At 70.3% G+C, this 26,194-nt stretch carries 23 protein-coding genes, 1 pseudogene and 1 riboswitch; of the genes and pseudogenes, 10 read left to right on the top strand and 14 right to left on the bottom strand.

The window, feature by feature from the left end; all coding sequences use genetic code 11:
• Positions 1-9: 9 nt before the first annotated feature.
• The gene (gene efeO, locus GFH48_RS03145) at positions 10-1,158 is read right to left on the bottom strand and encodes an iron uptake system protein EfeO (protein WP_153286767.1); all 1,149 of its coding nucleotides are present in this window, start codon (positions 1,156-1,158) and stop codon (positions 10-12) included.
• Between the two features lie 687 nt (positions 1,159-1,845).
• Positions 1,846-2,217, bottom strand: a complete 372-nt coding sequence (locus GFH48_RS03150) for a BlaI/MecI/CopY family transcriptional regulator (RefSeq protein ID WP_153286768.1) — start codon at positions 2,215-2,217, stop codon at positions 1,846-1,848.
• 431 nt (positions 2,218-2,648) lie between these two features.
• On the opposite strand from GFH48_RS03150, the gene GFH48_RS03155 reads away from it, so the two are divergent.
• The 6 genes from GFH48_RS03155 (at position 2,649) to GFH48_RS03180 (ending at position 7,793) form a co-directional block, all read left to right on the top strand.
• A complete protein-coding gene (locus tag GFH48_RS03155) occupies positions 2,649-3,860 on the top strand; it encodes a sensor histidine kinase (protein ID WP_153286769.1) in 1,212 nt (403 codons plus the stop codon).
• Positions 3,857-4,537: a response regulator transcription factor gene (locus GFH48_RS03160; RefSeq protein ID WP_153286770.1), complete on the top strand. Its 681-nt coding sequence runs from the start codon at positions 3,857-3,859 to the stop codon at positions 4,535-4,537. Before GFH48_RS03155 ends, GFH48_RS03160 begins: the two co-directional genes overlap by 4 nt.
• A 435-nt stretch (positions 4,538-4,972) precedes the next feature.
• A complete protein-coding gene (locus tag GFH48_RS03165; protein ID WP_153286771.1) occupies positions 4,973-5,314 on the top strand; it encodes a zf-HC2 domain-containing protein in 342 nt (113 codons plus the stop codon).
• A gap of 227 nt (positions 5,315-5,541) precedes the next feature.
• Positions 5,542-6,039 carry a winged helix-turn-helix transcriptional regulator gene (locus GFH48_RS03170; RefSeq protein ID WP_153286772.1) on the top strand — a complete coding sequence of 166 codons (498 nt, stop codon included), beginning with the start codon at positions 5,542-5,544 and terminating at the stop codon, positions 6,037-6,039.
• 165 nt (positions 6,040-6,204) lie between these two features.
• On the top strand, positions 6,205-6,729 hold the full coding sequence (locus GFH48_RS03175; RefSeq protein WP_153286773.1) for an SRPBCC family protein: 525 nt from the start codon (positions 6,205-6,207) through the stop codon (positions 6,727-6,729).
• Positions 6,729-7,793: an LLM class flavin-dependent oxidoreductase gene (locus GFH48_RS03180; protein ID WP_153292695.1), complete on the top strand. Its 1,065-nt coding sequence runs from the start codon at positions 6,729-6,731 to the stop codon at positions 7,791-7,793. Before GFH48_RS03175 ends, GFH48_RS03180 begins: the two co-directional genes overlap by 1 nt.
• A gap of 330 nt (positions 7,794-8,123) precedes the next feature.
• Here the strand turns inward: GFH48_RS03180 and chvE are convergent, their stop codons facing one another.
• The 9 genes and pseudogenes from chvE to GFH48_RS03220 form a co-directional block, all read right to left on the bottom strand.
• Complete coding sequence (gene chvE, locus GFH48_RS03185) at positions 8,124-9,209, bottom strand: multiple monosaccharide ABC transporter substrate-binding protein (protein WP_153286774.1); 1,086 nt, start codon at positions 9,207-9,209, stop codon at positions 8,124-8,126.
• Between the two features lie 677 nt (positions 9,210-9,886).
• Positions 9,887-10,123, bottom strand: coding sequence for a hypothetical protein (locus tag GFH48_RS03190; protein ID WP_153286775.1), 237 nt, complete (start codon positions 10,121-10,123; stop codon positions 9,887-9,889).
• Positions 10,124-11,369: 1,246 nt separating this feature from the next.
• On the bottom strand, positions 11,370-12,128 hold the full coding sequence (locus GFH48_RS03195; protein WP_153286776.1) for a CbtA family protein: 759 nt from the start codon (positions 12,126-12,128) through the stop codon (positions 11,370-11,372).
• Between the two features lie 19 nt (positions 12,129-12,147).
• Positions 12,148-12,363: a CbtB domain-containing protein gene (locus tag GFH48_RS03200; RefSeq protein ID WP_148014965.1), complete on the bottom strand. Its 216-nt coding sequence runs from the start codon at positions 12,361-12,363 to the stop codon at positions 12,148-12,150.
• 35 nt (positions 12,364-12,398) lie between these two features.
• A riboswitch (cobalamin riboswitch) is annotated at positions 12,399-12,543 on the bottom strand.
• Positions 12,544-12,616: 73 nt separating this feature from the next.
• Complete coding sequence (locus tag GFH48_RS03205) at positions 12,617-12,829, bottom strand: hypothetical protein (protein WP_153286777.1); 213 nt, start codon at positions 12,827-12,829, stop codon at positions 12,617-12,619.
• A gap of 29 nt (positions 12,830-12,858) precedes the next feature.
• Positions 12,859-13,962, bottom strand: coding sequence for an enoyl-CoA hydratase/isomerase family protein (locus tag GFH48_RS03210; RefSeq protein ID WP_153286778.1), 1,104 nt, complete (start codon positions 13,960-13,962; stop codon positions 12,859-12,861).
• Positions 13,959-14,217, bottom strand: a pseudogene (locus GFH48_RS38960) (acyl-CoA dehydrogenase family protein); the annotation flags it as partial. The pseudogene GFH48_RS38960 and the gene GFH48_RS03210, both read right to left, overlap by 4 nt.
• The gene (locus tag GFH48_RS38965; protein ID WP_228121471.1) at positions 14,148-14,288 is read right to left on the bottom strand and encodes a hypothetical protein; all 141 of its coding nucleotides are present in this window, start codon (positions 14,286-14,288) and stop codon (positions 14,148-14,150) included. The gene GFH48_RS38965 and the pseudogene GFH48_RS38960, both read right to left, overlap by 70 nt.
• Before the next feature lie 180 nt (positions 14,289-14,468).
• Positions 14,469-16,439 (bottom strand): multicopper oxidase family protein, encoded by a 1,971-nt coding sequence (locus GFH48_RS03220; protein ID WP_228120325.1) that lies wholly within the window; start codon positions 16,437-16,439, stop codon positions 14,469-14,471.
• A 1,276-nt stretch (positions 16,440-17,715) separates the two neighbouring features.
• Between GFH48_RS03220 and GFH48_RS03225 the strand changes: the two genes are divergently transcribed.
• Together GFH48_RS03225 and GFH48_RS03230 are read left to right on the top strand one after the other, a co-directional pair.
• Positions 17,716-18,057 carry a hypothetical protein gene (locus tag GFH48_RS03225; protein ID WP_153286779.1) on the top strand — a complete coding sequence of 114 codons (342 nt, stop codon included), beginning with the start codon at positions 17,716-17,718 and terminating at the stop codon, positions 18,055-18,057.
• Positions 18,058-18,397: 340 nt separating this feature from the next.
• The gene (locus GFH48_RS03230) at positions 18,398-19,558 is read left to right on the top strand and encodes a glycosyltransferase (RefSeq protein ID WP_153286780.1); all 1,161 of its coding nucleotides are present in this window, start codon (positions 18,398-18,400) and stop codon (positions 19,556-19,558) included.
• Positions 19,559-19,705: 147 nt separating this feature from the next.
• Here the strand turns inward: GFH48_RS03230 and GFH48_RS03235 are convergent, their stop codons facing one another.
• Complete coding sequence (locus GFH48_RS03235) at positions 19,706-20,173, bottom strand: MarR family winged helix-turn-helix transcriptional regulator (RefSeq protein ID WP_153286781.1); 468 nt, start codon at positions 20,171-20,173, stop codon at positions 19,706-19,708.
• A 287-nt stretch (positions 20,174-20,460) separates the two neighbouring features.
• Here GFH48_RS03235 and GFH48_RS03240 point away from each other — a divergent pair, with 287 nt between their 5' ends.
• A complete protein-coding gene (locus tag GFH48_RS03240; RefSeq protein WP_153286782.1) occupies positions 20,461-21,258 on the top strand; it encodes a polyamine aminopropyltransferase in 798 nt (265 codons plus the stop codon).
• Positions 21,259-21,370: 112 nt separating this feature from the next.
• Here GFH48_RS03240 and GFH48_RS03245 read toward each other — a convergent pair whose 3' ends face one another.
• The gene (locus GFH48_RS03245; protein ID WP_194280480.1) at positions 21,371-23,743 is read right to left on the bottom strand and encodes a galactose-binding domain-containing protein; all 2,373 of its coding nucleotides are present in this window, start codon (positions 23,741-23,743) and stop codon (positions 21,371-21,373) included.
• A gap of 260 nt (positions 23,744-24,003) precedes the next feature.
• Between GFH48_RS03245 and GFH48_RS03250 the strand changes: the two genes are divergently transcribed.
• On the top strand, positions 24,004-25,236 hold the full coding sequence (locus GFH48_RS03250) for a PP2C family protein-serine/threonine phosphatase (RefSeq protein WP_407698606.1): 1,233 nt from the start codon (positions 24,004-24,006) through the stop codon (positions 25,234-25,236).
• 252 nt (positions 25,237-25,488) lie between these two features.
• Here the strand turns inward: GFH48_RS03250 and GFH48_RS03255 are convergent, their stop codons facing one another.
• Positions 25,489-26,115, bottom strand: coding sequence for a DUF1345 domain-containing protein (locus GFH48_RS03255; protein WP_153286784.1), 627 nt, complete (start codon positions 26,113-26,115; stop codon positions 25,489-25,491).
• Between the last annotated feature and the right edge of the window lie 79 nt (positions 26,116-26,194).

The raw sequence follows: 26,194 nt of genomic DNA on the forward strand, positions 1-26,194 counted from the left end.
CCTTCCGGGCTACTTGACGACGGCGGCGGCGAGCTTGGAGAGCGGCTCGGCCAGCGCGTTCACGGCGTCCGAGAGGTCCTTGCGCTGCCGGCGGCCCACCTGGTCGTACGAGGTGAAGCCGTAACCGCCCTTGGCGGTGCGGTACGTGTCGAGCAAGGTGTTCAGGGCGTCGAACCGGGTGTCCAGTTGCGCGGTGAGCCGTGGGTCGTTCTTCGACGCGACGGGCTTGAGAAGGTCATAGGACTTCCGGGCGCCCTCCAGGTTGCCCTTGAAATCGACCAGGTCGGTGTGGGAGTACCGTTCCTCCTCCCCCGTGACCTTGTTGCGGGCGACCTCGTCCAGCAGGCTCTTGGCTCCGTTCGCCATCGAGGTGGGCGTGATCTGCGCCTGGCCGACCTTCTTCACCCAGGTGTTCAGGTCCGTCATGAGCCGGTCGGCGAGCCGCTTCTCCCGGTCGCCGATCCGGCCGTCCTGCCACAGCGCCTTCTCCAGCCGGTGCCAGCCGGTCCAGTCCTCGGCCGGGTCCTGTCCGGCCTCCAGACCGTCCTCACGGACATCGACCTTGGGGTCGATGTCGCCGAAGGACTCCGCCACGGGTTCGGTGCGTTCCCAGCCGACACGCGAGGGTGCGTAAAGCTTCTTGGCGCTCGCCATGTCCCCCGCCTTGACGGCGTCGGCGAACGCCCGCGCCTTCGGGAGGGTCTCCCGCGCCTGGGCCAGGACGTAGCCGCGATAGGCGGCGACCGCCGCGTCGGCCGCGGGACTGCGCTTCGCGGCCGCGTGCGCGCCGGTGGCCGTCACCTTCTGCCGGATGCCGTCGCCCTTCATCCCCGGCTTGCACGCGATCGCGTAGTCGCCGGCCTTGATCTCGGCGGTGATCGAGGTCGTGGTGCCGGGTCCGATGTTCTCGCGTTCCGCGGCGATCCGGTCGTCCGGGAACAACACGTACACCTCGGTGACCGTGGTGCCCTTGTTCGCGACGTCCAGGGTGAGACGCCCCGCCGGGAACTCGGTCCTGGAGACCGCGCAGGAGGAGTCCGAGGCCGTCACCCGGATCGCGCCGTCGCCCCCCGCGGCCTTCTGCGCGCAGCCCGCGAGAGAGGTGACGGCCGCCAACGCGGCGGCCGCGGCCGGCATCTGGTGGGGTCTCGTGGGCATGGCTGTGCCTCGTTTCGCGCAGGGGGACGGACGGGGCGGAAGGCCCGGCGCCGGAGTCTACAGACTTGTAGACACTAAGGGAAGGTTTACCTAAGACAACTCGGTCGGGGCGGCACGGAGGCGCGGCCCCGACCGTGGCACACGCGCCCGCGTCAGCCCTCGCACCCCGCGCGCGTCCGCCGGCGGAGTGGCGCCGAGCCGCACGGGGAAAGCGGTTCTGCGGCCACTCCCACCGCTTCGCTCACCACCAACCGGGGTGGCGTTCCGGGCAGTTCGGTCGCCGGGGTCCACGCCTCGCGCGACCGCGACGGAGCAGTCCGGCGCGGCGCGGCCCGGCGCGGCCCGACGCGGTGCGGCGCGACACGGTGCGACGCGGCCCGACGCGGTTCGGTGCGGCGCGGCCCGGTTCGGTTCGGTTCGGTGCGGATCGGTGCGGCCCGGCCCGGTTCGGTGCGGATCGGTGCGACCCTCCCCGGCGGGCGAGGGCGCGACGGATTGCCTCGGACCGGTCCTCGCAGGTGGCGATCGTGCAGCACATCGGCCGGGCGTCGCGGCTCGACCAGGGCGGTCACGGCCGCGGGGACCTCTGTCGGACGACCGGATCAAGCGGGGCGGGGGCACCAACGGCAGCCGGAACAGCAGGAGGGAGCAGACGTACGGGAGGGACAGGGAGACCGGAAACGACGATCACTGCCCGCTCTCCCCCAGAAGCCGCCTCAGCTCCGTCTCGTCCTCGGGGCTGAGTCCCTCGACGAACCGCGCCAGTACCGTGCTCCGGTCCCCGTCCTGGTCGAGTTCGCGGTGCATACGGCGAGCCGTCAGCCCGTGCGAGTCCTCCACGGGGAAGTAGACGAAGCCGCGCGTGCCCGGACTGCGGCCGACGACCCCCTTCTCGTGGAGCCGGGCCAGCAGGGTCGCCACGGTCGTACGGGCCAGCGGCTGCGGCATCGCCGACCTCACCTGCGCCGCCGACTGCGGCCTGCCCGCCGCCCACAACGCCGCCAGCACGCTCGCCTCCAGCTCGCCCGCAGGCCGGCGCTCACCATCGGTGGCCGTCATGGCTCCCCCTCTCCCCGACGCGGTCCAGAGCGCAGCAGATCAGATTCCACCCCGAGGCACAAACAAGGCGACCACGGCATCCGGCCGGGCGGCCCCGATGTCCGCCACGCCCGCCACCCGTCACCCGCCGGCCGGCCATCGGCCATCGACGCCGCCGCGCTCTCCGACCGCGGGAGCGGACGACCGTACGTCCCCCACGGGGGCCGGTACGGGCGAGTGCCCCCGCACCGAGGCCCGTAGGGGGCAGATTCCTCACGCCGGAGCCTGAACCGGCGTGTTCTTCGTGCCGGGTGCCGTACCGGACGGAACGTTCCCCAGGCCGCGGACGACCGCCCGTCGAACCACCCGCCGCACCGTCGTCCGGCCTCGTCCTGGCTCCGTTGGCCCAGCGAGACAGTGCCCGATCCGGCCACGAACCCTACGGTGGTGGCATGGCGGCGATCTTCGGCTGGAGGCGGACAGGGGGCGCCCTGGTGACCGCGGGCGACATTCTGGGTTCGGTGGCCCTGTTCGCCCTGTCGGTCGTCGCCGCTTCCATCGAACCCCACAAGCACACGTTTCTGGTGCGCTGGCCCGCGGTGCTGCTGGCCGCGATCGGTTGTTCCGCCCTGCTGTGCCGGCGTCGCCACCCCTTCGGCGTACTGGCTCTCACGGTCTGCTGCGGAGTCGTCTTCCAGATTCTCGGACTCCGGGAAAGTCCCGTGGTCATGAGTCCGGTGCTGGTGTCCGTCTACACCATGGCCCTGATGACCGACCGGCGGACCGCGTGCATCGCGGCCTCCACCTCCGCGGCCGTCCTCGTGGGCGCGGCCGTGGTCTGGGGGTCGAGGTCGTGGCTGGACCCCGACAAGGCGGCGACGCTGGCCTGGATGGCATTGCCGGCGGCCGTCGGGGACGGGGTCCGCTCACGCCGTGCCTACGTGGCGGCGGTGGAGGAACGGGCGGAGCACGCCGAGCGCACCCGTGAACAGGAGGCTCAGCACCGCGTGGCGGCCGAACGCGTCAGGATCGCCCGCGAGCTGCACGACATCGTCGCGCACCACATCGCCCTGATCAACGCTCAGGCAGGCGTCGCCGCCCATCTGCTGGAGCGGCGGCCGGAACGGATCCTCACGGCCCTGGAGGAGATCCGGGACGCCAGCCGTTCGGCGCTGGACGAACTGCGCGTCACCGTGGGCCTGTTACGGCAGTCCGACGACCCGGTGGCACCACGCGATCCCCTGCCGGGCCTGGCGCAGGTGCCGGCTCTCCTGTCGTCGTTCGAACGGGCCGGTCTCGTGGTGAAGCACACCCGGCAGGGCGACGCCGAACCGCTGGAACCGTCGGTCGACCTGGCCGCCTACCGCATCGTGCAGGAGTCCCTCACCAACGTGCGCAAGCACTCCGGCGCGGATCACGCCCGGGTGTTCCTGCACTACGACCCGGCCTGGCTGACGATCACGGTCGAGGACGACGGCAGCGCCGGACCTCACGATCCCCAGCCGGGGGCCGGTCACGGGCTGATCGGTATGCACGAGCGTGCCGCCACCGTCGGGGGCAGGCTGCGCGCGGGAGCGCGGCCCGAGGGCGGTTTCTGCGTGACCGCCGAACTGCCGCTGCGGACCGGCGCGGCCGTGGACAAGCCGTCGGAGGACTGGCGATGACGATCCGTGTACTGCTCGCCGATGACCAGGCCCTGCTGCGCGGCACCTTCCGGATGCTGTTCGACTCGACCGACGACATGGAGACGGTGGGTGAGGCGGCCAACGGCCGCGAGGCCGTGGACCTGGCACGTGCGCAGCACCCCGACGTCGTTCTGATGGACATCCGCATGCCGGTCATGGACGGTATCGACGCGACGCGGATCATCTGTGAGTCGGAGGACCTGGCAGGGGTCAAGGTGCTCATCCTGACCACCTTCGAGGACGACGAGCACGTCACCGACGCGCTGCGCGCGGGTGCGAGCGGCTTCCTGGGCAAGGGTGCCCGGCCGGAGGAGCTCATCGAAGCCGTCCGTACGGTCGCGGACGGCGAGGCGCTGCTGTCCCCCTCGGCGACCCGGGCGTTGATCGGACGGTTCCTGGCCCAGCCCGACCCGTGCCCGACAGCCGTCCACGAACGGCTGGAGGACCTGACACCGCGGGAACGCGATGTCGTCGGGCTGGTCGCGCTCGGCCTGTCCAACGACGAGATCGCGGGCCGCCTGTTCGTCAGCCCGCTGACGGCCAAGACGCACGTCAACCGGGCCATGACCAAGCTGTCCGCCCGTGACCGGGCACAGCTCGTGGTCATCGCCTACCAGTGCGGTCTCGTCGGCCCCGCGCCGCAACCGGCCTCTTGACGGGCCTGAGCGCGGCGGCCGGGGGGACGGCACGACCGGCCTCGCGGCGTCCGGCCCGTGTGACGGCCGGTCCGGCGACGCCACCGGCCCCGGGACGCGTGCCGGCCGTGTGACCGCCGCTCCGGCGACGCGACCGGCCTCCGGACACAGGTCCGCGTGACAGCAGCTCCGGGTTCGATGCCCGCTGTGTGGCGCGTGCCCGCCCGCCGCTCGGCGTCGGACCGAGCCCTTTCGGCGGGAACACGTGCAGGTCGCCGCGTTCTGCGCAGGCCGTAGCCCGGCATCCCGGCTACCACGCTCGTGGTAGCCGGGATTCGCTGCGTGGGGACGATGTGCCGGGAGGGGTCCGTGGGCGAAAGTGAAAGCGTGAACCTCCAGGTGGCGAGGCTCCCGCACAGGGCGGCACACCACCCAGCACAGAAAGGACACCCGATCATGCTCACCTCGATCAAGGAATGCGGCACGATCCGTGACCTCCTCGCCGGACACGCTCTCCAGGCCCTCGGCCCGGACGACGCGAGCGCGGTCGCCGCGCACGTGACGACCTGTGGCGGCCCCTGCCGGGACGAGTACGACCGTCTCGCGGCCGTGCCCGCCCACCTGTCCCTCCTCCTCGAAGCCCTGGTCTGCGAACGAGACGCGAACAGGCGGACGCGCGTCGCCGACCGTCGCGAATGCGCCCACGTGCCGATCCGCCGGCGCAACCCGGCGCGCGCGGCCGTGACCAGGCGGCTCACGCTGGCCCAGTGGGTCAGCCGCACCGCCTGCGTCCGGTGACCACGCCTGGCGACGGCGGTGACCTCGCCACCCACCGCCGGTCGGCGGCAGCGCGTCCGCACCCGCGCGCGGCGGCGTCAGTGGCATCGCCTGTCGCGCGGGCCGGACGGCTGGGTGTGCCGGCCGCGGGCAAGCTCGGACCGGTGCGGTGACCGGGTACGGTCGCAGCCCGGCCATCACCCTTCGAACTGCTGGGTCCTATGGTGAGACCCTCGTATGCTGGGCCCATGAGGCGGACATCCTTTGCGAACTGGCCGTGCTCCATCGCGCGCACGATGGATCTGCTCGGCGACTGGTGGACGCCCTTGGTCCTGCGGGAGGCGTTCTACGGGATCAAGCGGTTCGACGATTTCCAGCAGGAGCTGGGTATCGCCCGCAACACCCTGACCGCCCGGTTGCGGCGGCTGGTGGACGAGGGCCTCATGGAGAAGCGGGCCTACCAGCACGAACCGGTGCGCTACGACTACGTCCTCACCGACATGGGTCGCGACTTCTTCGGTGTGCTGGCGGCCATGAACAGCTGGGGCGACCGCTGGCTCAGCGGTGAGCAGGGACCACCGGTGGTCTTCCACCACGACGTCTGTGGGCACGAGAGCGCCGCCGAGGTGGTCTGCGCCGACTGCGGGGAACCCATGACGGCGGACGACACCCACCCCCGCCTCGGCCCCGGCTACCCCCCGCACCTCGCCGAACGCCCCGACATCCGGCGACGCTTCACGGCCTGACCGGCTCCCCGGACACCCGCGTCCGACCACCCGAAGTCTCCGTCTCCCACCCCGCAAAGCGGGTCCGCTCTTCCTTGACAGGTGAGTCTATCTACGCAACTCTCAAGCTCAGGGCCCCTTCGGGGGAGAATTTCGGCGGAAACCGAGAGGAAGGCCGAGCGAGCCATGGAGTGGACGGGCGCGCGCTACGCGGACAGGCCGACGGTCGAGGCCCGGACCCGGATCGAGGCCCCGCCCCGGCGGGTGTGGGAGCTGGTCTCCGACATCCATCTCATGCCGAGGCTCAGCGCCGAACTGCAGTCGGTCCACTGGCTGGGCGAGGTCACGGCCCCCGCCCTGGGCGCCCGGTTCACCGGCCGCAGCAGGCACGAGTCGCTCGGCGAGTGGGAGACCACTTCGTACGTCGTGGAGTACGAGGAGGACCACGTGTTCGCCTGGGCGGTCGCGAATCCGCAACTCCCCAGCTCCGTCTGGCGGTTCACTCTTGAGGCCGCGAACACCGGTACCGAACTGACCCAGTGGATGCAGATGGGCCCCGGCCGTTCGGGGCTGTCCTTCGCGATCGACCGGATGCCGGACAAGGAACAGAAGATCGTGTTCGTACGGCTGCGGGAGTTCGAGCGGAGCATGGCCGGCACGGTCGACGCCATCAAGAAGCTGGCCGAGGACACGGAAGGGGCCGGTGCGTGATGCGTACGGCTACGACGATCGAGGCATCGACCGGCCGCTGGAGCGAGACCGTCGACTTCGTGGTGGAGGCCGAGAAGCTCGGCATGGACATCTGCTGGGTGGCGGAGGCCTGGGGTTCCGAGGCCCCCTCCCCACTGGGCTACCTGGCCGCGCGTACCGAGCGGATGCTGCTCGGCTCCGGGATCATCCAGCTCGCGACCCGGACCCCGACCGCCATCGCCCGTGCGGCCATCACGCTCTCCGCCATCTCCGAGGGGCGCTTCCTCCTCGGCCTCGGCTCCTCCGGCCCCCAGGTGATCGAGGGCCTGCACGGTGTTCCGTTCGCGCGTCCCCTGTCGCGGATGCGGGAGACGGTGGACATCGTCCGGCAGGCGGTGGCGGGCGAGAAAATCGCCTACGAGGGACGGGAGTTCACCATTCCGCTCCCGGGCGGCGGGGCGCGGCCCATGCGGATGTCGATGCGCGCCGAATACGACCTGCCCGTCTATCTGGCCACCCTGTCGCCGAAGATGCTGAAACTCACCGGGGAAGTGGCGGACGGCTGGCTCGGAACGAGTTTCGTCCCGGAGGGCGCCAAGGAGGCCTACTTCGACCACCTGGACGCGGGACTCGCCGCCGGTGGACGTACGCGGTCGAGCCTCGATGTCTGCCAGGGCGCCGAGGTGGCCTTCGCCGAGGACGAGGACGCGCTGCGCGCGATGGTGGCCGGCCGGAAGAAGGAACTCGCCTTCAGCCTGGGCGGGATGGGTTCCGCGACCACGAACTTCTACAACGATGCCTACAGCAGGCAGGGTTGGGCGGAGATCGCCGCGGAGGTCCACGGGCGCTGGCAAGCCGGTGACCGGGACGGCGCGGCGGGCCTCGTCACGGACGAGATGGTGCTCGGTACGACGCTGATCGGCACCGAGGACATGGTGCGTGAGCGGCTCCGCGTCTGGCGCGCCGCCGGTGTCGACACCGTCCGCTTCTACCCCGCCGGGGACACGCTCGACGCCCGGCTCACCACGCTGGGCAGGGCACTCGACCTCGTACGCCACGTGGAGGCCGACCGCGTGAACGGGTGACGGATGTCCGGCTGAACGGCCGGCGAATGCCCCCCCCCGGTCTCCACTGGTGCCCCTGGACCGGGTCGGCTCACCGCCGAGGTGTCCGCGCCGCAGAACTCCCCGTCACGCGCGACAGGTCCGGCCGTCCCACCGCGGGGCGGCCGGACCCGTCGCGTTCGGCGGCGCCACCGAAGCGCCTCTGGACGCACGGGGCCCGGCCGCGGGCGTCAACACGCCGGAGAACCATGCCACCGGCGCGCGGGATCCCGGAGTCGTCGTCTCAACACCCGTCCGCGTTCCGCCGGTTCGGTGCACCGGTCCGCGAGGGTCGGCGCCTCGGCGCCGCGGCTACTTGAGGTCGGCGTCGGTGTAGTAGCCGGTCGCGACCAGGGCGACCTCGTAGTTGGACTTGTCGACGCTCGTCGGCTGCAGCAGATAGGCCGGCACGGCCTTGGCGCCGTTGTCGTACGTCCGGGTGTCGTTGACCCTCACCTGCTGGTGGGTGAGTACGGCGTCGACCATGGTCGACGTGACGTCCGCCAGTTCACGCGTGTCCTTGTAGACGGTCTGCGACTGGCCGCCCGCGATGATCGACTTCACCGAGGCGAGTTCGGCGTCCTGGCCGGTGATGACCGGCAGGGGCTTGGCCGCGGACCCGTAGCCGGCCGCCTTCAGCGCGCCCAGGATGCCGATGGAGATGCCGTCGTACGGCGACAGGACCGCGTCGACCGTCTTGGCCCCGTACCACTGGGCGAGGACGCTGTCCATGCGCTTCTTCGCGGTGGCCCCGTCCCAGCGCAGGGTCGTCACGTCGGCCAGGTCGGTCTGACCGGACCGGACGACGAGTTGCTTGTTGTCCAGGTACGGCTTCAGGAGGTGCATCGCGCCGTCGAAGAAGTACTTGGTGTTGTTGTCGTCGGGGGAACCGGCGAAGAGCTCGATGTTGAACGGCCCCTTGCCGTCCTCCAGGCCGAGCTTGTCGACTATGTAGCGGGCCTGGAGCCGGCCGACCTGCTCGTTGTCGAAGGAGGCGTAGTAGTCGACGTTCTTGGTGCCGAGAATGAGCCGGTCGTAGGAGATCACCGGGATCTTGGCGGCGGCCGCCTGCTGGAGCACGTTGTTCAGCGACTTGTTGTCGATGGCCGCGATGATCAGTGCGCTGACGCCCTGCGTGATCAGCTCCTGGATCTGCGAGACCTGGGTCTTCGGGTCGTCGTTGCCGTAGACCAGCTTCGTCTTGTACCCCTTGGCCTTCAGGTCCGTGACGACGTTCTTGCCGTCGGCGATCCAGCGCTCGGAGGCCTGCGTCGGCATCGCGATGCCGATCGTGCCGCCCTCGGGGGTGTCCTTGCTGTCCTTGCCACAGGCCGACAGGGTGAGAGCGACGGAAACAGCACCGGCGAGGGCGGCGAGGGCGGCTCTTCGGTTGCGCATGATGATCGATCCTTGTTCTTCTCGTCGTTGAGGAGATGACGGGGTATCAGATGACTACGGGAAGGTACTGGGGGCCGGGCGGATACGGCCGACCGCGCCGTGTCCCGGCCCAGATCTCACAGTTGGGCCACAGGGCGAGATCCGTGGCTACCGGGTCAGCCCGGTCCTCGGTCGGAGCGGCACACTGCGGCGGACCGGCCCGGCGACCTCGTGGATCCGCCCGTGGCAGCCGAGGTCCTCGAAGGCCCTGGCGCGCATCACCACGGGAGTGGACCCGACGTCTCTCGACGAGACGGCCGCCGGCCAGGTCGCTCGGCACATGTACCGGGATTGGTGCTCAGGAGCCTCCGTGTCTCGCAGATTGCCGCTCGGTGCGTCGGCGTCACCCAGCACCGCCAAAGGCCTGCCGACCTCGGCGATCCCTGTGTTGGTGTACACCTCGACGCGTGTCGGCCCACGCCACGGCATACCCACCGGGCGTGCGCCAACTCCGTTGATGCGCACGACGGTTGCCTTTCACCGTTCGAAATCTCGCCACGCATTCGGAACGTTGGCGTGACACTAGGTAGCGAAGATGCGGAGTGTCAACGGGGCAAACAGGTAACGGTCCCGGAAACGCCCCGGACATCACCTTTGACCTCGGGAGGAACCTTTGCGGTGGCCTCCGCCGGGCTCCCTCACACCAGCGTTAACGGAACTCGGCGCGCGCCCGCGTGGTCCGGATCGGCCGGCGGTACCTCCCCGTCCGTGACGAGCGAGCCGTGGACGTGCCGGGCGCCCCGCTCGGTGCGCGTGCCCCTGCCGATCAGGCCGGTCACGGTGTCGCGCCGGTCCAGGACGAGCCGCTGACCCAGGTGGTGGTCCGTGTGGTGGTCATGGACGGTGTCGGCCGACGTCTTCGCGATGCCGCGCACTTGGCAGTCACCTTCGGATCCGTTCCGGGCGATCCCTCTTTCGGTGTCCGGCGGACCCGGCGCGGACGCTATGATCCGTGATCACGCGACCACGATCCGCGTCGGACACCAGTACGTCGTGAAGCCTCGGCCTGCACGTTCCACACCTCGTTGCCACATGATCCTGGGGAGAGACCATGGGACAGGGGATGACCGGCGACCGCACCCGCGGCGTGGACATCTGTACGGCCGACGGGCCTCGGCCCCCGACCCACACGCCCGCCACTCTCCTCGGCCCGGCCGGCAGCACCAACGGGCCCGCCCCGTTCCGTCGCCACTCCACTCGGACCGTGGTGCTCGGCGGCCCCTGAACTGTTCGGTGATTGCGGCCACTTGGACGCCGGCGGCCTCTGTGGCGTGTCCTCACGGCGCACGGCCGACCCCCGGGTGCGGAATGAACGTACCGTCGCTCTCGTCGGTCCTCGGTCGACGGTGGAGCGGGGGCGCTCCCCGCTGCGGACAGCCGTTCCGTCCGCGGCCGAGGCTGCCCCGGACGCTCCACGGAGAACGGACGCGACCTGCCCGGGAGACGGGGAAGCCGGTCGCGGTGGACCGTTCGGACAGGTTGCCGCCGACCGACGGTCGAGTCCGTCGCCGTGGTCCAGCGGCGCGAGGTGGGCCGCCCCGCGGAAGGGCAGCCGGCCGGGGCGCGGTCGGTGCGAGCGGTGCAGTGTGCGGGACACCGTGGCGTAGTGGGGCAGGGGCCCCGCGACAGGCAGCGTTCGCGTCAAGGAACGCCGTCCGATGCGTGGTCCCGCCGTACCGGCCGGAAGACCTCCTGCCGGACGTACTCGACCCTTCGGCCGGCATCTCAAGTGGACCCGGCTGCCGCGCCGTTGAGACAGCGGGGAACGGGCCCGGCGTGAAGGCGGGACGGACGTCGCCCGTCAGGTCGCCGGCCGCCTGATGCCGACACGGGCCGCTCGTCGGCCCTCAGGAGCAGGCGCCGCCATCTCGCGCCCACCGAGTGCGCCGACCGCCGTTGTGGCCGTCCGGTCGCCCGGGATCGCCGCCCCTCCTCCCTCGCTGTCGCCGTCGTCGCCCGCACGCCACCGGGAAGGCGTCCGAGCCGTCCGCCAGTCTCCCGAGCCGTGGATTCCGGGAGAACACGCAGAGGGCCCCCGGACGGTTCCGGTGGGCCCTCTGCGTGTGATCGACGACCGGTGTCTCAGCCGTCTTCTCGGTGCGTCACCTCTGCGGGAACGCGTCAGTTCGTTACGGGAGTCGCTCCCGCCGCCACGGCCGCCGCCGGTCGCGGCGCCAGCAGTCGCTGCGCCAACTCACCGAAGACCAGACCGAATCCGGTCCACAGGGTGAGCTGGATGGCGAGGGCCGAGGTACGGAATCGCCACAGCAACGTGGCCGGGAAGTCCTTGGGGACCTCGTTGATGACCGGAAGGAACTCGTAGGCGATTCCGATCACGAGAGCGAAGAAGACGACCGCGGCGACGGTCCCGTACCAGGTGCCCCAACGGGGTGCGAGCCGCTTGCCGATGATCACGGCGGCGATCGCGAGAAGCACACTGAGCACCATCATCAGGAAGTACAGCGTCGTGCGCTTGCCGATGGTGTCGGGATCGCCGACGGACGGCGGGTTGGCCGGGTACTTCAGGAACGGCACGACGTAGACCGCGAGCAGGGCGCAGCCGGACAGCAGCAGCGCGGTCGCGCGCGGGCTGAAGCGGCCGACCCGGCCGAGCGCGAAGCAGTACGCGAGGGCGGCGATTCCGCCGAAGGCCACGCCGTAGATCAGCACGCCGGTGGCGAGGCCGCCGGTGGACTGAAGGCTACGGCTGACGATCTCGACCTCGTGCCCGTGTGCCGGGGCGTGGGCCTCTTCGAATCCGATGGCGTCGTCGACACTGGGCTCGCCCAGGAAGTAGGCGACGACGAGGGCCAGCACACCGGCGGCGAGACCGGCGAGCATGCCCCGCACGAGAAGATTTCTGACAGTTGCGGAGTTCATGGGTGCGCGGTGCCCCTCGTCAGTGGCAGGGGAAGCCGAGGAGGTGGCGGGCATCGTGCACCCACTCGTGGACGTCCTCGCCGGAGACGACGGCGGTGGCGCCCTGCTCGGCACCGACGAAATAGAGCAGGACCAGCATCAGGATGCCGAAGAAGACCGCCCAGGGGACGATCGTGCCGATCGGCAGCTTGGCGGGGATCGGGGTGGCTGTCGGCGGAGCGACGGTCTGCGCCATGGCAGGACCTCCTCGGGAGTTCGCGTCCCATCTCGGTGGTGCACAGGACGACAGCTGCGGGTCTGACTTGAGAGACCCCCCGAGGAGGGGGTCTCGTTCACAGTGGCGCGACCGTGCCGGATTTCCACCGGCTTCCGCCATGCCGTCGTCGATATCGCACTGACCGTACCGCGTGTCGGGTTCATGGCCAAGACCGTCCCAGCCGTCGTGATCTTCATCTCGCCGGGCAGGGCGGGCGGCCGTGACCTGTGGGTCAGCGGTGGATGAAGCGGGCCCGCGCCTCGTCGCCGGGGGCGCTCGTGCGCTCCTTCTCGTCGATGGCCGCGACGACCTCGTTCAAGTCGCCGAGTTCCAGGGCGTCGAGGACGTGGAGGGCGGCCGGCACCCGCGGGGAGAGGACGACTTGGACGCGGCCGCGTATCCGATCGGCCGTCATGACCGGGTTGGCGGCCGTGGCTGCGCCCATGTGCCCGATCCCACCGACCGCGACGGCGCTCACCAGGGAGCCTCGGGGGTGATGTCGGATGCGGCGAGGCCGAGTTCGCGCTCGCCGAGCGGGGTGAAGAAGCGTGCGACGTCCGCGTCGGTGACCTCGGCGAGCGTCGGTGGTGACCAGCGCGGGTCGCGGTCCTTGTCGATGACCTGGGCCCGGATGCCCTCCACGAGGTCCGGTTCGGTGAGCGCCGCGCAGGAGACGCGGTACTCCTGGTCCAGGACCTTCTCCAGTGAGCCGAGCCCGCGGGCCGCACGCATCGCGGCGAGGGTGACCTTGAGCGCGGTGGGCGACTTGGCGAGCAGGGTCTCCGCGGCCTGCTTGGCACCACTGTCCCCGTGGTCCAGCAGGCGGCCGATGATCTCCTCGACGGTGGCGGCGGAGTAACAGGCGTCGATCCATCCCCGTGCTTCCGCGAGCTCTCCGGGCGGCGCGGGCCTGACATGTCGGCCCAGCACCTCCCGTACCGGTGCGTGAGCGAGGTCCTGGACCAGGCGTGGCAGGGACCCGGACGGCACGTAGTGGTCGGACAGCCCGCACAGCTGGGCGTCGCCCGCGCCCACCGCGGTTCCCGTCAGCGCGAGGTGCGTGCCGAGTTGGCCGGGCGCGAGGGCGAGGAGGTAGGTGCCGCCCACGTCCGGGACGAAGCCGATACCCGTCTCGGGCATCGCGATGCGGGAACGCTCACCGGCGATCCGTACGCTGCCGTGGGCCGAGACGCCGACGCCGCCGCCCATCACGATGCCGTCCATCACGGCGACATACGGCTTCGGGTAGCGGGCGATACGGGCGTTGAGCCGGTACTCGTCGCGCCAGAAGGCCGCCGACGCCGTGCCGTCCCCGTTCTTGGCGTCGTCATGGATCGCGCGGATGTCGCCGCCCGCGCACAGGCCCCGCTCCCCCGCGCCGGTCACGACGACGGTCTCCACGGCCGGGTCGTGTTCCCACACCGTCAGCGCGGCGTCGATACGGCGGACCATGGCATGGGTGAGCGCGTTGAGCGCCCGGGGGCGGTTGAGGGTGAGGTACGCGGCACGCCCCTCGGTGCGCAGGAGCACGGAGTCGTCGGCGCCGGTGACCGCCCCGGCGTCATGGGCGCCGGTCATCCGAACGCCTCCGTCAGGCCGTGGGCGACGACAACACGCATGATCTCGTTGGTTCCTTCCAGGATCTGGTGGACACGGAGGTCCCGGACGATCTTCTCGACACCATGTTCGCTCACCACTCCTCCAGGTAGCCGCACCCCCGTGCGGTTGCCACGCCCGGCCCGCCACCGAGCAGCCGGTGCCGGTCACGAACCGCTCGGCCACGCCACGGAGGTGAGGTGCGCGCGGGTCGCCGCGGTCCAGGGCCGGGACCGCCGGACGGCGAAGGCCGGTGAGGCCACGACGACGTGGGTGGGACCGTCGGCGACGATGTCCCCTCCGGCCATGGCCACCGCACCGCCCCCCGGACGGGGGCCGGCTCCACGCGGCACCCCGGGTCACGGAATACACGACGTCTGACACCCGGCATCCGGACACCGGCGAGGTCAGCTCACCGTACGGGCAGCCCGGCCCCGGCCCTTCGGCCGGGACGAGCCGCCCATCCGGCGCGGGCGTGTGAACCCGGTCTACATCTTCATCCCGGCGTGCCCGCCCGCCTTCTGGTTCATCCCCATGGCGCCGTTCATCCCCATCAACATGTCATGGATTCCATGAACGGCCGACGGCATGATCACGAAGGGCCGCATCATGCCCTCGTCCTCGTGGTCCAGGATGTGGCAGTGGTACATCACCTTGCCGGTCTGCTCCGCCAGACGTCCGGCCACGGTGACGAGGGTGTTGGCGTTGACGGTGATGGTGTCCTTCCAGCCGGACTCCTCCGGCGCGACGGGCACGGGCGCGCCGAGGGTGATCGGCTTCGTCGTCCGTCCGGTGGCGAAGTCCATGCCCGAACCGTCCACCGTACGGCGGTCGATGACCTGGAAGTTCATGAGGTGGATGTGCATCGGGTGATAGATGGGCACCCCCGCGGGCGCGACGCTGACGAAGTGCCACTTCTCCCAGGTGCCGGACGCCGCGAAGAACGTCGTGGTGTCCTCGAACATGACGCCTGTGCGTCGCAACGTCCTTGTCCCGCCCGGCATTGCGATCGTCACGACCCCGTCGCCGGGCGCCGTGCCGGCCGCCGCCTCGCGCATCTCCCACAGTTGGGGCATGGCACCGGTCTTGTCGAACGCGAGCATGACGAAGCGCTCGGTGGCGTCAGCGGGTACGCCGGCCGGCGTGAGCTTGCGGAAAGACGGTGACAACGTTGTCGGAAGCGAGTAGCCGGCGTGCCGCCGCTTCTCGACGCGGAACTGCATGACCTCCGGGAACGGCACCATGAAGTCGGGCAGCGCCGCACCGGGACGCTGCCCGGCGATCGTGTTGACGAGCTTGAGCCGCTTTCCGGGGAAGGAGGCGAAGTCGACGACGACGTCGGCGCGTTCCGCGGGCGACAGCGACAGCGCCTCGTCGATCGTCTGCGGTCTGCCCAGCAGGCCCAGGTCCGTGCCGACCAGTTTCATGGCGCCCCGTACGACCTCGCCGGTCTCCTCGTCGATGACGGCCAGGCGGTAGACCCGGGCGCCCGAGACGTTCACCAGGCGCAGCCGGTACGCGCGGGCCTCCACGTCGAGGTGCGGCCACACCACCCCGTTGACCATCGTGAACGGACCGAGCGACGCGAGCGCCGGCGGGATCGCGCCCGGCATCGGTGCGTCCGGCCCGCCGATGATCCGCTTGACAAGGATCTGTCCGGTGAGACGGCCCTTGGCGTCCGTGTCGAAGTTGACGTCCTGGATCGCGAGGGGGATCTCGTAGTCGCCCCGCGGCAGACCGAGTCCGGCCTCTTCCTTGTCACGCACCAGGTAGTTGCCGATGAGGCCCGCGGCCACATTCAACGAGGTCACGGACATCGCGTGGTCGTGGTAGAAGAGGTGCGCCGCCGCCTGGTCGTTGGCGTACTCGGCCAACTGCCCGTTGCCGGCGGTCACTCCGTACTCGGCCGCCCCGTCGCTCAGCGCGTTCTGGTGACCGCCGTGCAGGTGGACCGTCGTCCACGCGGTCAGGCCCTCGACCTCCGGCCGGGAGAAACCGCCCTCGGAACCCGGGCGGTTGTAGGGAAGCAGCCCCGGTCCGGGACCTTCGGGGTGCACCCAAACGGCCTTCACGGGTGTGGTGCCCGCCAGCTTGTTGTTCCAGGCGACGCGCACCTTGTCCCCGCTGCGCACCTCGATGGTGGGGCCGGGGAAGTGGCCCGCGTAGGTCCACAGGCGGGTGGCCGGCATCTGCGAGTGCAGGCGCACGCGTCCGCTGACGAGATCGATCTCGGTGATGCCGTTGCCGCGCGGCCGCAGCGTGGGAGGTATCCGCAGCGGGTCCTTGAACGGTGTCAGGCCGGTGGATGTCGGCTCTCCGACCCCCTCCAGGATGTCGGCCGCCACGGGCTTCTCGTTCACCGAGTGGTTGCCGTTGAGGAGGCCGGCACCGGCCACGGCGACGGCGGCCGTGGTGAATCCGGCCATGCCGAGGAGTGACCGCCTGGTCGTGTCTGCCATGAGAATGTTCGTCCTAGTTCGATGTGAGGGCATGTGAAGGCGCCCGCCGGAGCCGTCTCGGCTCCCGGGTGTGGAGGCTGTCGGACCGCGCGGGCGCGGCACGGCCTGGACTGCGAAGGATGGAGAGCGGCGAGGGATCACCGGCCGCTTCGTGCTGTTCCCCGCGGTCGTCCCCGCTCGTACCGATGATCGATCGGGAGGCAGGTGGACGACGGGCAGACGGGTGGTGGGTCTGCCCCGCGCTCATGGCGTCGGGTCCGCGGAACCGGTTCGTGTGCCGGACCGGGTTCCGCGAGGGGTCGTACAGACGGCTGAGAGGTCACGAACGGCGATGTCGGCGCGTCCGGAACCCGATCTCCGAGCCGAGGGCGAAGAGGCTCAGACAGCCCGACCGGCTAACCCGCACGAGCTGAGGCGGCACCCCGAGCTCCTGATGCTCTGGGCCGCCGGAAAGCTGGTCATCGGTGTCCCCTTCGTATCCGGGAGCGTACGACCCGGAAAGGCAGAGCGCGGACGAAGGTACGTCCACGAACCGGATTCGATTCCGGTTTCCGCACCGCATTCAAGATGCTTGCTTCGGCGAACAACTAGATCACCCAAAGCTTGACCGTGCAAGTTGTGTGATCGGGCGCCGGTGATCCCTTCATCGCGGGGTCACCGTGTCGCATCGGACCTTCGAGGCCCACATCAGGCTTTCGGGCCTCCACCTCACGCGAGTGAACCCCATGTCCGCGTACGGCTGCGGCCACGGCAGACGCCCGAGCGACCTGTTTGCATCATGCACCGGTCTTCTGATCTACTTACTTGCGTCAGCAAGTACATGCGACACGTCACGCCCCGGTCCACTCGGTACGGTCCCCACCCACAGGATCCCGGGCAGGGACGTGACCTTCTTTTCGAGTTCGCTGTCCACCCGGGGCCCGGAATCCCGGCGTCGAGAGGTTGCTCCGTGCCGGTACTCGTGTCTACGGGACCGTGATCCGCGATTCGGCCCGCGCGGGCGCGAGGGGAGCCGGAATCGAGACGCTTCCGGCAATTCCGCTCGCGGGGTGAGTGAGTTCCCGGATTCCGGCCGTGCCCCGACTCTCTTTACGCCGTGCTTGTCACCTTGATCGGGTATGGCGGCGGCCGAGAGGCCGGGGGTTCCCGTCGGATCGGGTGAACTCGATGACAAGGCGACCGGCGGTCGGGCGTCGCACAGTGCGGGCCTTCCGAAGGTGCCGGCCGCCGCACGGCGGCCGGAAGTCGCCCTCATATCGAATGTGGTGTTCTTTACATGGCAAGAAGCCAATCCGCACGCCGTCTTGTGCCACGGCGGCGTCGCCGGGCCCTGATGACGGCGGTCGGCGTACTGGCTGTCGCGGGCTCGGTCGCCGCCCCGCTGACGGCACAGGCCACCGGTGGCAGCACCTCACCCGACTCGGCCGTCGAGCACGGTGCCCACCCGACCACGTCCGACGGTTCGTACACCAAGGCGCCGTACGAGGGGACCGCCGAACTGGTGAAGTACCTCGCCGACCGCTTCCGCATGCCGCTGGACCGACAGCACATCAACGGTCATGACAACGTTGTCGACCGGAATCCGGCCTCCGCGGGTGTGGGCGCCAGGACCATGTAGACGATCCAGTACGACCACCGGGTCGCCCCGGTGTGTGCGAGCGGCCTGACCGCCGGTCACTGAAGCGGCACGACAGCCCCTACCCGTCGCTGACTCCGTGGCGGCACGCGAGGGCCGCGACCTCTTCTCGGCGGCCCCGCCCGGTCGGCCCCTCTCGTACGAGCCCGGTCGGCACGTGGTGACCGGCGGTCACGCGCCCGTACGGGGCCCGCCCGTACAGCCCGCCGGTGCCGCCCGGGGCCGGCCCCGCGGGACGGGACGGCCCGCTGCGACAGGGGAACAGCGGGCCGTCCGCCGCGGATCAGGCCCGGAACACAGTCACGTAGGAGGGTTTTCCACCGTGCGCATTCTCTTCTTCAGCAATCCGCTGATCGGACATCTCCTCCCCCAGTTCCCGCTGGCGCGAGCCCTGCGCGGACAGGGTCACGCCGTCGCCTTCTCGACCCCCGAGGTGATGGCCCCCCATCTCGCGCCGGAGGACTTCGAGCTGCTGCTCTCCGGCCCCTCGTCGCAGGAGGTGACCGGGGAAGTCGCCCGCAGGACCGGTGCCGACATCCTGTTCAGCGCGACGTCGCAGCTGGTCGGCGAGTATTTCGCCGGGGCCCGTGTCGACCTCTCCCTCGACGACGCGCTGGCCGGCGCTCGGTACTGGGAACCGGATCTGATCGTCCACGAGCACCTCGACTTCGTGGGCCCGCTCGTCGCGGCCGTGCTCAAGGTGCCGTCCGCGGCGCTGGCCGTCGCTCCCGCGCTCGAACCGGAAACCGCGCGGGCGCTGGCCGCGACGGTGCGGGCCCGCTATCTCGAACGCGGCCTCCAGATCCCGTCGCAGGTGCCGCCCGGCCAGTGGCTGCTCGACCTCTGTCCGCCGAGCCTGCAGCGTCGCGGTGCGCTGCCGATGCCGCCGCGTGAGCGGGTCGCGGTACGGCCGGAACCACACCAAGGCCCGGACGGCGCGACGCGTACCCGCCGGGTACCGGGCGGCAACCGGCCGCGGGTGCTCGTCAGTTTCGACACCGCTTCCGGGGCATCCACGGGACTGGGTCCGGTGCTCCGGTCGCTGAGCGCGCTCGACATCGATCTGGTGGCCACGACGGGCGGTGACCCGGTCGTCGATCCCGGTCCGCAAGCGGACCGGATCGAACTGCTCCCCTTCACCCCGGCGGCGGAGTTGCTGGAGAACGTCTCGGCCGTGGTGCATCACGGAGGGCCGGGCATCACGTTCGGTGCGGCGGCGAGAGGCATCCCCGCTGTCGTCGTACCGGGATCGGTGGGGCAGGAGCGTCAGGCCGAGCGCCTCGCCTCGACCGGAGCGGGACTGGCGCTGCCCCTCCGGGACCGGCACCCCGCGCAGGTCACCGCCGCGCTCGACCGGCTGCTCGCCGACCCCGGCTTCACGCTCGCCGCGCACCGCCTGCGGGACGAGATAGCCGCCATGCCGTCGGCTTCGCGGGTGGCCGAGTGGCTCGTCGCCTCGGTCTCCGCGCGGCGAACGCGGTAGTGCCCGTTCTCCACGCGGCGAACGTGGTACTGCTCGAATTCCGCGCCGCGAACGCGGTGTTGGGAGGCGTCCGCGTACGCGGCGGCCGGGCGGGGGACACCCTGGTCGAGGTGGACCTGGACCGTATGGTCGTCGCGAGGCCGTGCGCTATTGCGGGGCTATGCGCTCCAGCACCCGGGCGGCCGCGGCGACGTCGCATCCCTCCATGCGGGAGAAGACATGGCGCCGCAGGCTCGCGAGATTCGTGGGCCATGCCTGCTCCAGACACGTCCACCCCGAAGAGGTCAGCGAAGCGAGCCACCCTCGTCCGTCGTCCGGGCACCTCTTCCGCAGCACGAGCGACTGCGCCTCCAGGCGGTTCACCACTCTGGTCATGCCACTGACCGACATTCCGCACGTGTTGGCCAGGTCACTCATGCGCAGCTGGCCGTCAGGTGCCTCGGAGAGGTGCATCAGGACCGTGTACTCCGTGCCGCTGATCGGTTGTTCCAGGAGCATGTCGGCGTCGACGGCTCGTGACAGGCTTGCCGTCGCCCTGCCGAGCGCCCGCAGGAACGCCTCCTCGTCGGGGGTGAGGGGCTTGATCGTCTGCTCGGGCTTGACCGTGTCCGCCATGAACACAGTGTAGTTGCCCGGATGCGGAGGCGTCCGTGCCGAAAGCGTGGCTCGACGGGCTGCGCCGGACGCGGAGAGGGCGGGACGTGCCGGACGCGGAAGGGCGGGACGGACCGTCCGGGCGCTGCGCGGCGTCCGCGCGACGGCGTCCGCCGGCACCTCCGAAGGCACGCTCCCGGCAGGTGCTCGCCGTACGCGGCCACCCGGCTCCGACCAGTACGGTACCTACCTGCGGCGCGGCCCGATCCGCCCGCGGCAGCGGACCAGGAAGCGGAGAAGAACACCGGATGAGCGCACGTTTCGAGGAGATCGACTGGCGGGCTACGCCCATGGGCGAGATCAGTCTGCGCCGTCGCAGGCACCCGGAGTCCGGGGAGGACGTGTACGAGGTCAAGCTCGACGACGAGTACCTGATGTCCAGCCTCTTCACCGCCGGTGAGGTCGAGCTGGCGCGACTCGGTCTGGCGGAACTGCGCGAGGGTCCGCTCGACGTCGTCGTGGGAGGTCTCGGTCTCGGGTACACGGCCAGGGCGGCACTGGACGACCCGCGGGTGGGTTCACTGATCGTGGTCGACGCACTGGCGGAGGTGATCGACTGGCACCGGCGCGGCCTCGTACCGCTGGGCGCGGGCCTGGCGTCGGACCCGCGGTGCCGTCTGGTGCGCGGCGACTTCTTCGCGATGGCCGCGGGGAGTGCGACGGCGGGCGGCCCGGTACCGGCGGACGGTCCGCGCGTGGACGGTGCGCGGGCCGCGATCGGCGAGGCCGCGCCCGGGCTCGACCCGGAGACTCCCGGGCGCCGGTTCCACGCGATCCTGCTGGACGTCGACCACTCACCTCGTCATGTGCTGCACCCCGGCCATGCCGCGCTCTACGGCCGGGAGGGTCTGACCGCTCTGGCTGAACTCCTGTACCCCGGGGGCGTGTTCGCGCTGTGGTCGAACGACCCGCCGGACCAGGAGTTCGGCTCGGTACTCGCGGAGGTCTTCGCGGAGACCTCCGCGCACGTGGTCGATTTCGCCAACCCGCTCCAGGGCGGGACCGCCGCCAACACCGTCTACGTGGCCCGCAGGAGCGCCGGGTGAGGTGATCCCGCCCGGCCGGTGACGAGACCGCCGCTTCCTGTCGGGAAGCGGCGGTCCCCACCTGGAGGCCGTCGGGTCGCACCGACGGACCTGGGTTCCGGGAAGTCCTCAACTAGCCTGTGTATGCCTCCAGTTCCGACAGCTGCGCGGCCGGCCAACCGGTGTTACCGGTGATGGTGACCCTCAGATAGCGGGTGGAGGAGCCGGGCAGGGTGACGGTCGTGGTGTTCCCGCTCGCCGGGTCGAAGGTGTAACCCGCCGAGGATTTCAGCGTGGTGTAGGTGTTGTTGTCGGTGCTGCCCAGGATGCTCAGGGTCTGGGTGCGGGTGGCCCAGGCGGTCGCCGGGGGCAGTTTGAGGACGACCCGCTTCACCGCCTTGGCGGCACCGAGGTCGACGGTGACCGACTGGGGGAAGGCGTTGTTCGCGCTCTCCCAGTAGCTGTCGGCGTTGCCGTCCACGGCCTTGGAGGCGGGGTAGACGTCGGTGTGACTCGTCTCGGTGACCGGCCGGTTCTTGGCGAGGTTCACGGTCGGGTCCGTGGGCGGGTCGGTCGGCGGGTCCGTCGGAGGATCGGTGGGCGGGTCGGTCGGCGGCGTGGTGCCTCCGCCCGGTACTCCCCCGTTGGTCCACTTCGGGTCCGGCCAGGTGCCGGTGCAGGCCGGCGGGTCCGCGTACCAGCCGCTGTTGCCCGCGCCGCGGGTGATCACGAAGCCGGAACCCACGCAGTTGTGGATCGGATTGGACTGGCCGATGTGGGTGGCCGTGACATTGGTGAAGGAGGCCGTACCTGTCGCCTGGATCTGCAGGGCGTAGGTGCCGGCCCCGTCGATCCGGACGTTCTCGAAGTGCAGCCCCTTCGTCGCGCCCTCGATGTTCATGATGGCGGCGTAGGAGCTGTCGAGGATCTCACTGTCGGTGACGTTGATGGTCGCGTCCAGCGCTTCGTTGAGACCGCTGAACCAGACCGCGCCGACCCCGAACTGCCAGTTGTAGTCGTTGTTGCCGGTCCGGATCAGGGTGTTGCGGGCGGCCGTGGTGGTGCCGGAAACGGCGGTGCCCTGACCGGAGTTGACGCCGGGATAGCGGTTCGCCACGTGCAGGCCGCCACCGTTGGTGATGGTGTCCGCCATGACGTTGTCGGAGATGGTGATGTCCTTGCCGCCGTACGTGACGATGTTGTTGGCGAGGATCGGCAGGATCACCGTGTTGAAGGTGAACTTGTTCTTGACGTTGGGCACGCTCTCCGCCCACATCGCCAGGCCGTCGTCACCCGTGTTCCGTACGAAGGTGTTGGTGACCGTGGAGTTGGTGACGCCCATGTGGAAGTTCACGCCGTCCGCGGTCTGGTCGAGGATGCGGCTGTTCTTGATGGTGAAGTTGTCCATCGGGCCGTCCATCCAGGCCCCGCACTTGGTGTGCTGCATCCACACGTCGTCGACCGTCGAGTTCGACAACGCGCCACCGATGGCGTTGACCTGGTCGTCGTCCACACGTTCGCGGATGTCGCCGATGATGGCGAAGTCCTTGAGGGTGACGTTCTTGCTGCCGCCCTGGTTGGCGTACTTGCCGTAGACGCCGACGGCCTTGGACCGGTTCACCGGGTCGCGGCCGGTGAGCACGCTGTACCAGGGGCCCGCCCCGGCCAGCGTCACCTGGTCGACGACGATGTGGTCGCGCACCTGGAAGGTGCCCTGGGGAATGTAGACCGTCCGGCCCTGTGCCTTGCCCGCGTCGACCGCCGCCTGGATCTGGGCGGTCGAGTCGGCCGCGCCGGTGGGGTCGGCGCCGAAGTCACCGACGACGTCCAGGGCTCCGGACGGCTTGCCGATGGGCGTGCCCACCTGCTCGAAGTCGGCGAGGTCGATGGTGAACGTGGGCGACGCGCTCGTGGACGACACCTGGAGGCGCACCTTGGTCCCGGCCGGCAGCGTGGAGCCGAGCATGGTGCGGGTCTCGTCGTAGAAGTGGTGGGGGTTGGTGTCGCCCGGGTTGTTGTTGAAGGGATAACCGCCGTAGTACCAGCCGTACTTGGAGGTCACCGGCACGGACTTGAGCTGGGTGCCGTTGATCTTCAGGTCGAGGCTCGCGTCCCGGCCGGTGCCCGCGGAGTTGTCGGGCAGCGAGTAGCGGAACGACATGGCGTTCGCGGGAGCCGTCAGCGTGAACTCGACGTACTCGCCGGTCGCGTCGAGTGTCACCGCCTGACGGCCGGACGCTTCGGAGGGCAGATGGCCGTAGAGGCGGTCCGGACCGATCAGTGTGCCGTTCGTCGCGGCGTACTCGGCCTCCTGTTCCTTGAACGGCACGGTGGCACCGCGGCCGGAGATGCCTACGGGCGAGGGGGCGGGGACCCCGGCCGCGGAGGCGGCGGGAGCGGAGAGTGCCACGGCGGCGATCGCGCCGGCCGCGGCCAGGACGAGCGACACGGAGGCGGACATGCCGCGTCGCAGCGTTCTGCGTCGGGAGGAAGGAGTCACAGTCATGCGTCCTTCGGGGTTCGTGGGTGCGCGGACGCGAAAAGGCTAGAAGCGCCGACGCAGGAAGTCCATGAGTGTGCGCAAAATTCGAATGGATCGACGCAAATATTGAACGCCATGAGAGCCGACCCGGCCCCGCCCACCACCCCCGCACCGGCAGGACGCCACCACGATCCGTGGAGGGCTGGGGGAGCGCCCCGGCCGGGTGGACCGTAGCGTGAAGGAGCAGGTCGAACGGCAGGAGCACGGACAGGGAGACGGTGAGCATGGGGATGGATTACGAGGCCCTGTTCGCCGCCACACCGAGTCCCTATCTGGTGCTGGGCCGGGACCTGCTGATCGTGGAGGTCAACCAGGCCTATCTGGAGGCGACGGGCCGGAGCAGACAGGACCTGCTCGGGCGGTACATCTTCGACGCCTTCCCGGACAACCCGAACGAACCCGAGGCGGACGGTGTGCGGAATCTGAGCGCCTCACTGAACCGGGTGCTGGCCTCACGTCAGCCGGACACGATGGCGCTCCAGCGGTACGACATCCCGGTCATGGGCCACCCCGGCCACTTCGAGGAGCGCTGGTGGTCCCCGATCAACACACCGATCGTCGGGCAGGACGGCCGGGTGGCATGGATCATCCACCGGGTGGAGGACGTCACCGCGTTCATCCGGGCGCGCGCCACCGCGAAACAGTCCGGGGGGCACGTGACGGAGCGTGACGCCCTGGAAGCCGAACTGTACGGCCGGGCGCGGGAACTCCAACGGCTGAACGAGGAACTGCGCAACGCCCACACCCGCGAGCGGCAGGTCGCCGTCACCCTTCAGGAGGCCATGCTCCAGTCACCCGACCTCGCCCGGCATCAGGACGTGGCGGTGCGCTATCTGCCCGCGGCCGGTTCGCTCAACGTGTGCGGTGACTGGTACGACGTGGTCGATCTGGCGGACGGCCGTTTCGCGGTGGCGGTCGGCGATGTCGTAGGCCACGGACTGGAGGCGGCCGCCGTCATGGGGATGCTGCGAAGTGCCCTGAGCGCGGCGATCCGGGCGCTGGAGCGGCCCGCCCAGGCACTTGAGGTGCTGGGCCTGTACGCCCGTTCGCTGGAAGGCGCTCTCAACACCACCGTCGTCAAGGCGATGGTGGACCCTCGGAGCCACTTGATCATCTACAGCAACGCGGGTCACCCACCCCCCGTACTGGTGCACCCGGACGGCGCGTGCATGCTGCTGGACGACGCCGTCGACCCACCCCTGGGGGCCCGGCCCCAGCACGTTCCCCGCCCCCAGGCGGGGCAGCCCTACAGCCCCGGGGACACCCTCGTCCTCTACACCGACGGGCTCATCGAGCGCCGCGACGAGGACATCGACGCGGGGCTGGCCCGGCTGACCGAGGCCCTCGGGCACCACAGGTTCCTGAGTCCGGAGCGCCTGGCGGACGCCCTGCTGGCCGATCTCGGTCTCGTACGCGGCGCCCATGACGACATCGCCCTGGTCGTCGTCCGGCTGTGAGCGTCCCGGGTCCGTCGACGACGGACCCGGGACGTGCCGCCACGCGTCGGTCCCACTCCTCGGACATCAGGACTGAGGTCGTCGCCCATGGTTGGCGGCGTGCTTGCGGCGGGCCTTCTTCTTCCGGCGTCGCTTCGAGGACATGGAAAGCCTCCTGATCACACGCTCGGGGCATTTCGGCCAACCATCATGTCACAGGGGGCCCGACCCGGCGATTCGCGCCGCGGCACCCGCGTCTCCCCCCGTCACCCGTCAGTGGGTGACGATGCCCACGACGAGGTTGATGGCGGTGGCGAGGATGCTGGTGCCGAAGACGTACGACAGGAGACAGTGCCGCAGCACCATGGCGCGGATCGTCGAACTCGACACGCTGGTGTCCGAGACCTGGTAGGTCATCCCCAGGTTGTAACTGAAATAGAGGAAGTCCCTGTACGCGGGCGGCTGTTCGGAGTTGAAGTCGATCCCGCCCGCGGACCGCGGGTAGTAGAGGTAGGCGTAGCGGGTGGCGTACATCAGGTGCAGGGCCGCCCAGGCGGTGAACGCGCCGGCCAGGGCCGTCGCCGCATGGGTGGGGTCGGAGTCGCCGACCAGGAGCACGACGATGCCGACCAGGCCGCAGACGGCGGCCGCGATCACCACCAGTTCCTCGGCGACGGGCCGCAGGTCCTCGCGTCGAGCATGACGTTGCGTCGCCGTCGCGTTCATCGGCCACAGCACGATCCAGCCCGCCACGACGAAGAAGGCCTCGGTCGCGGCGATGCCGGCCAGGATGCCCAGCGAGGTGTCGACGGTGACGCCGACCGCGACGCCGGTCGCCGCCCCGACGACCACCGCGCACGCGAGCCTCGGAATCGCGGAGACCGGCAACCAGGTGCTCATACGTCACCACTCTAACCGTTTCGTCCCAGGTCAGCGTCTGGACACCGGAGCCGTCAAATTCTCCGGCCCGCCCATGGGA

This window comes from Streptomyces fagopyri (assembly GCF_009498275.1).
In the GTDB taxonomy this organism is placed as follows: Bacteria; Actinomycetota; Actinomycetes; order Streptomycetales; family Streptomycetaceae; genus Streptomyces; species Streptomyces fagopyri.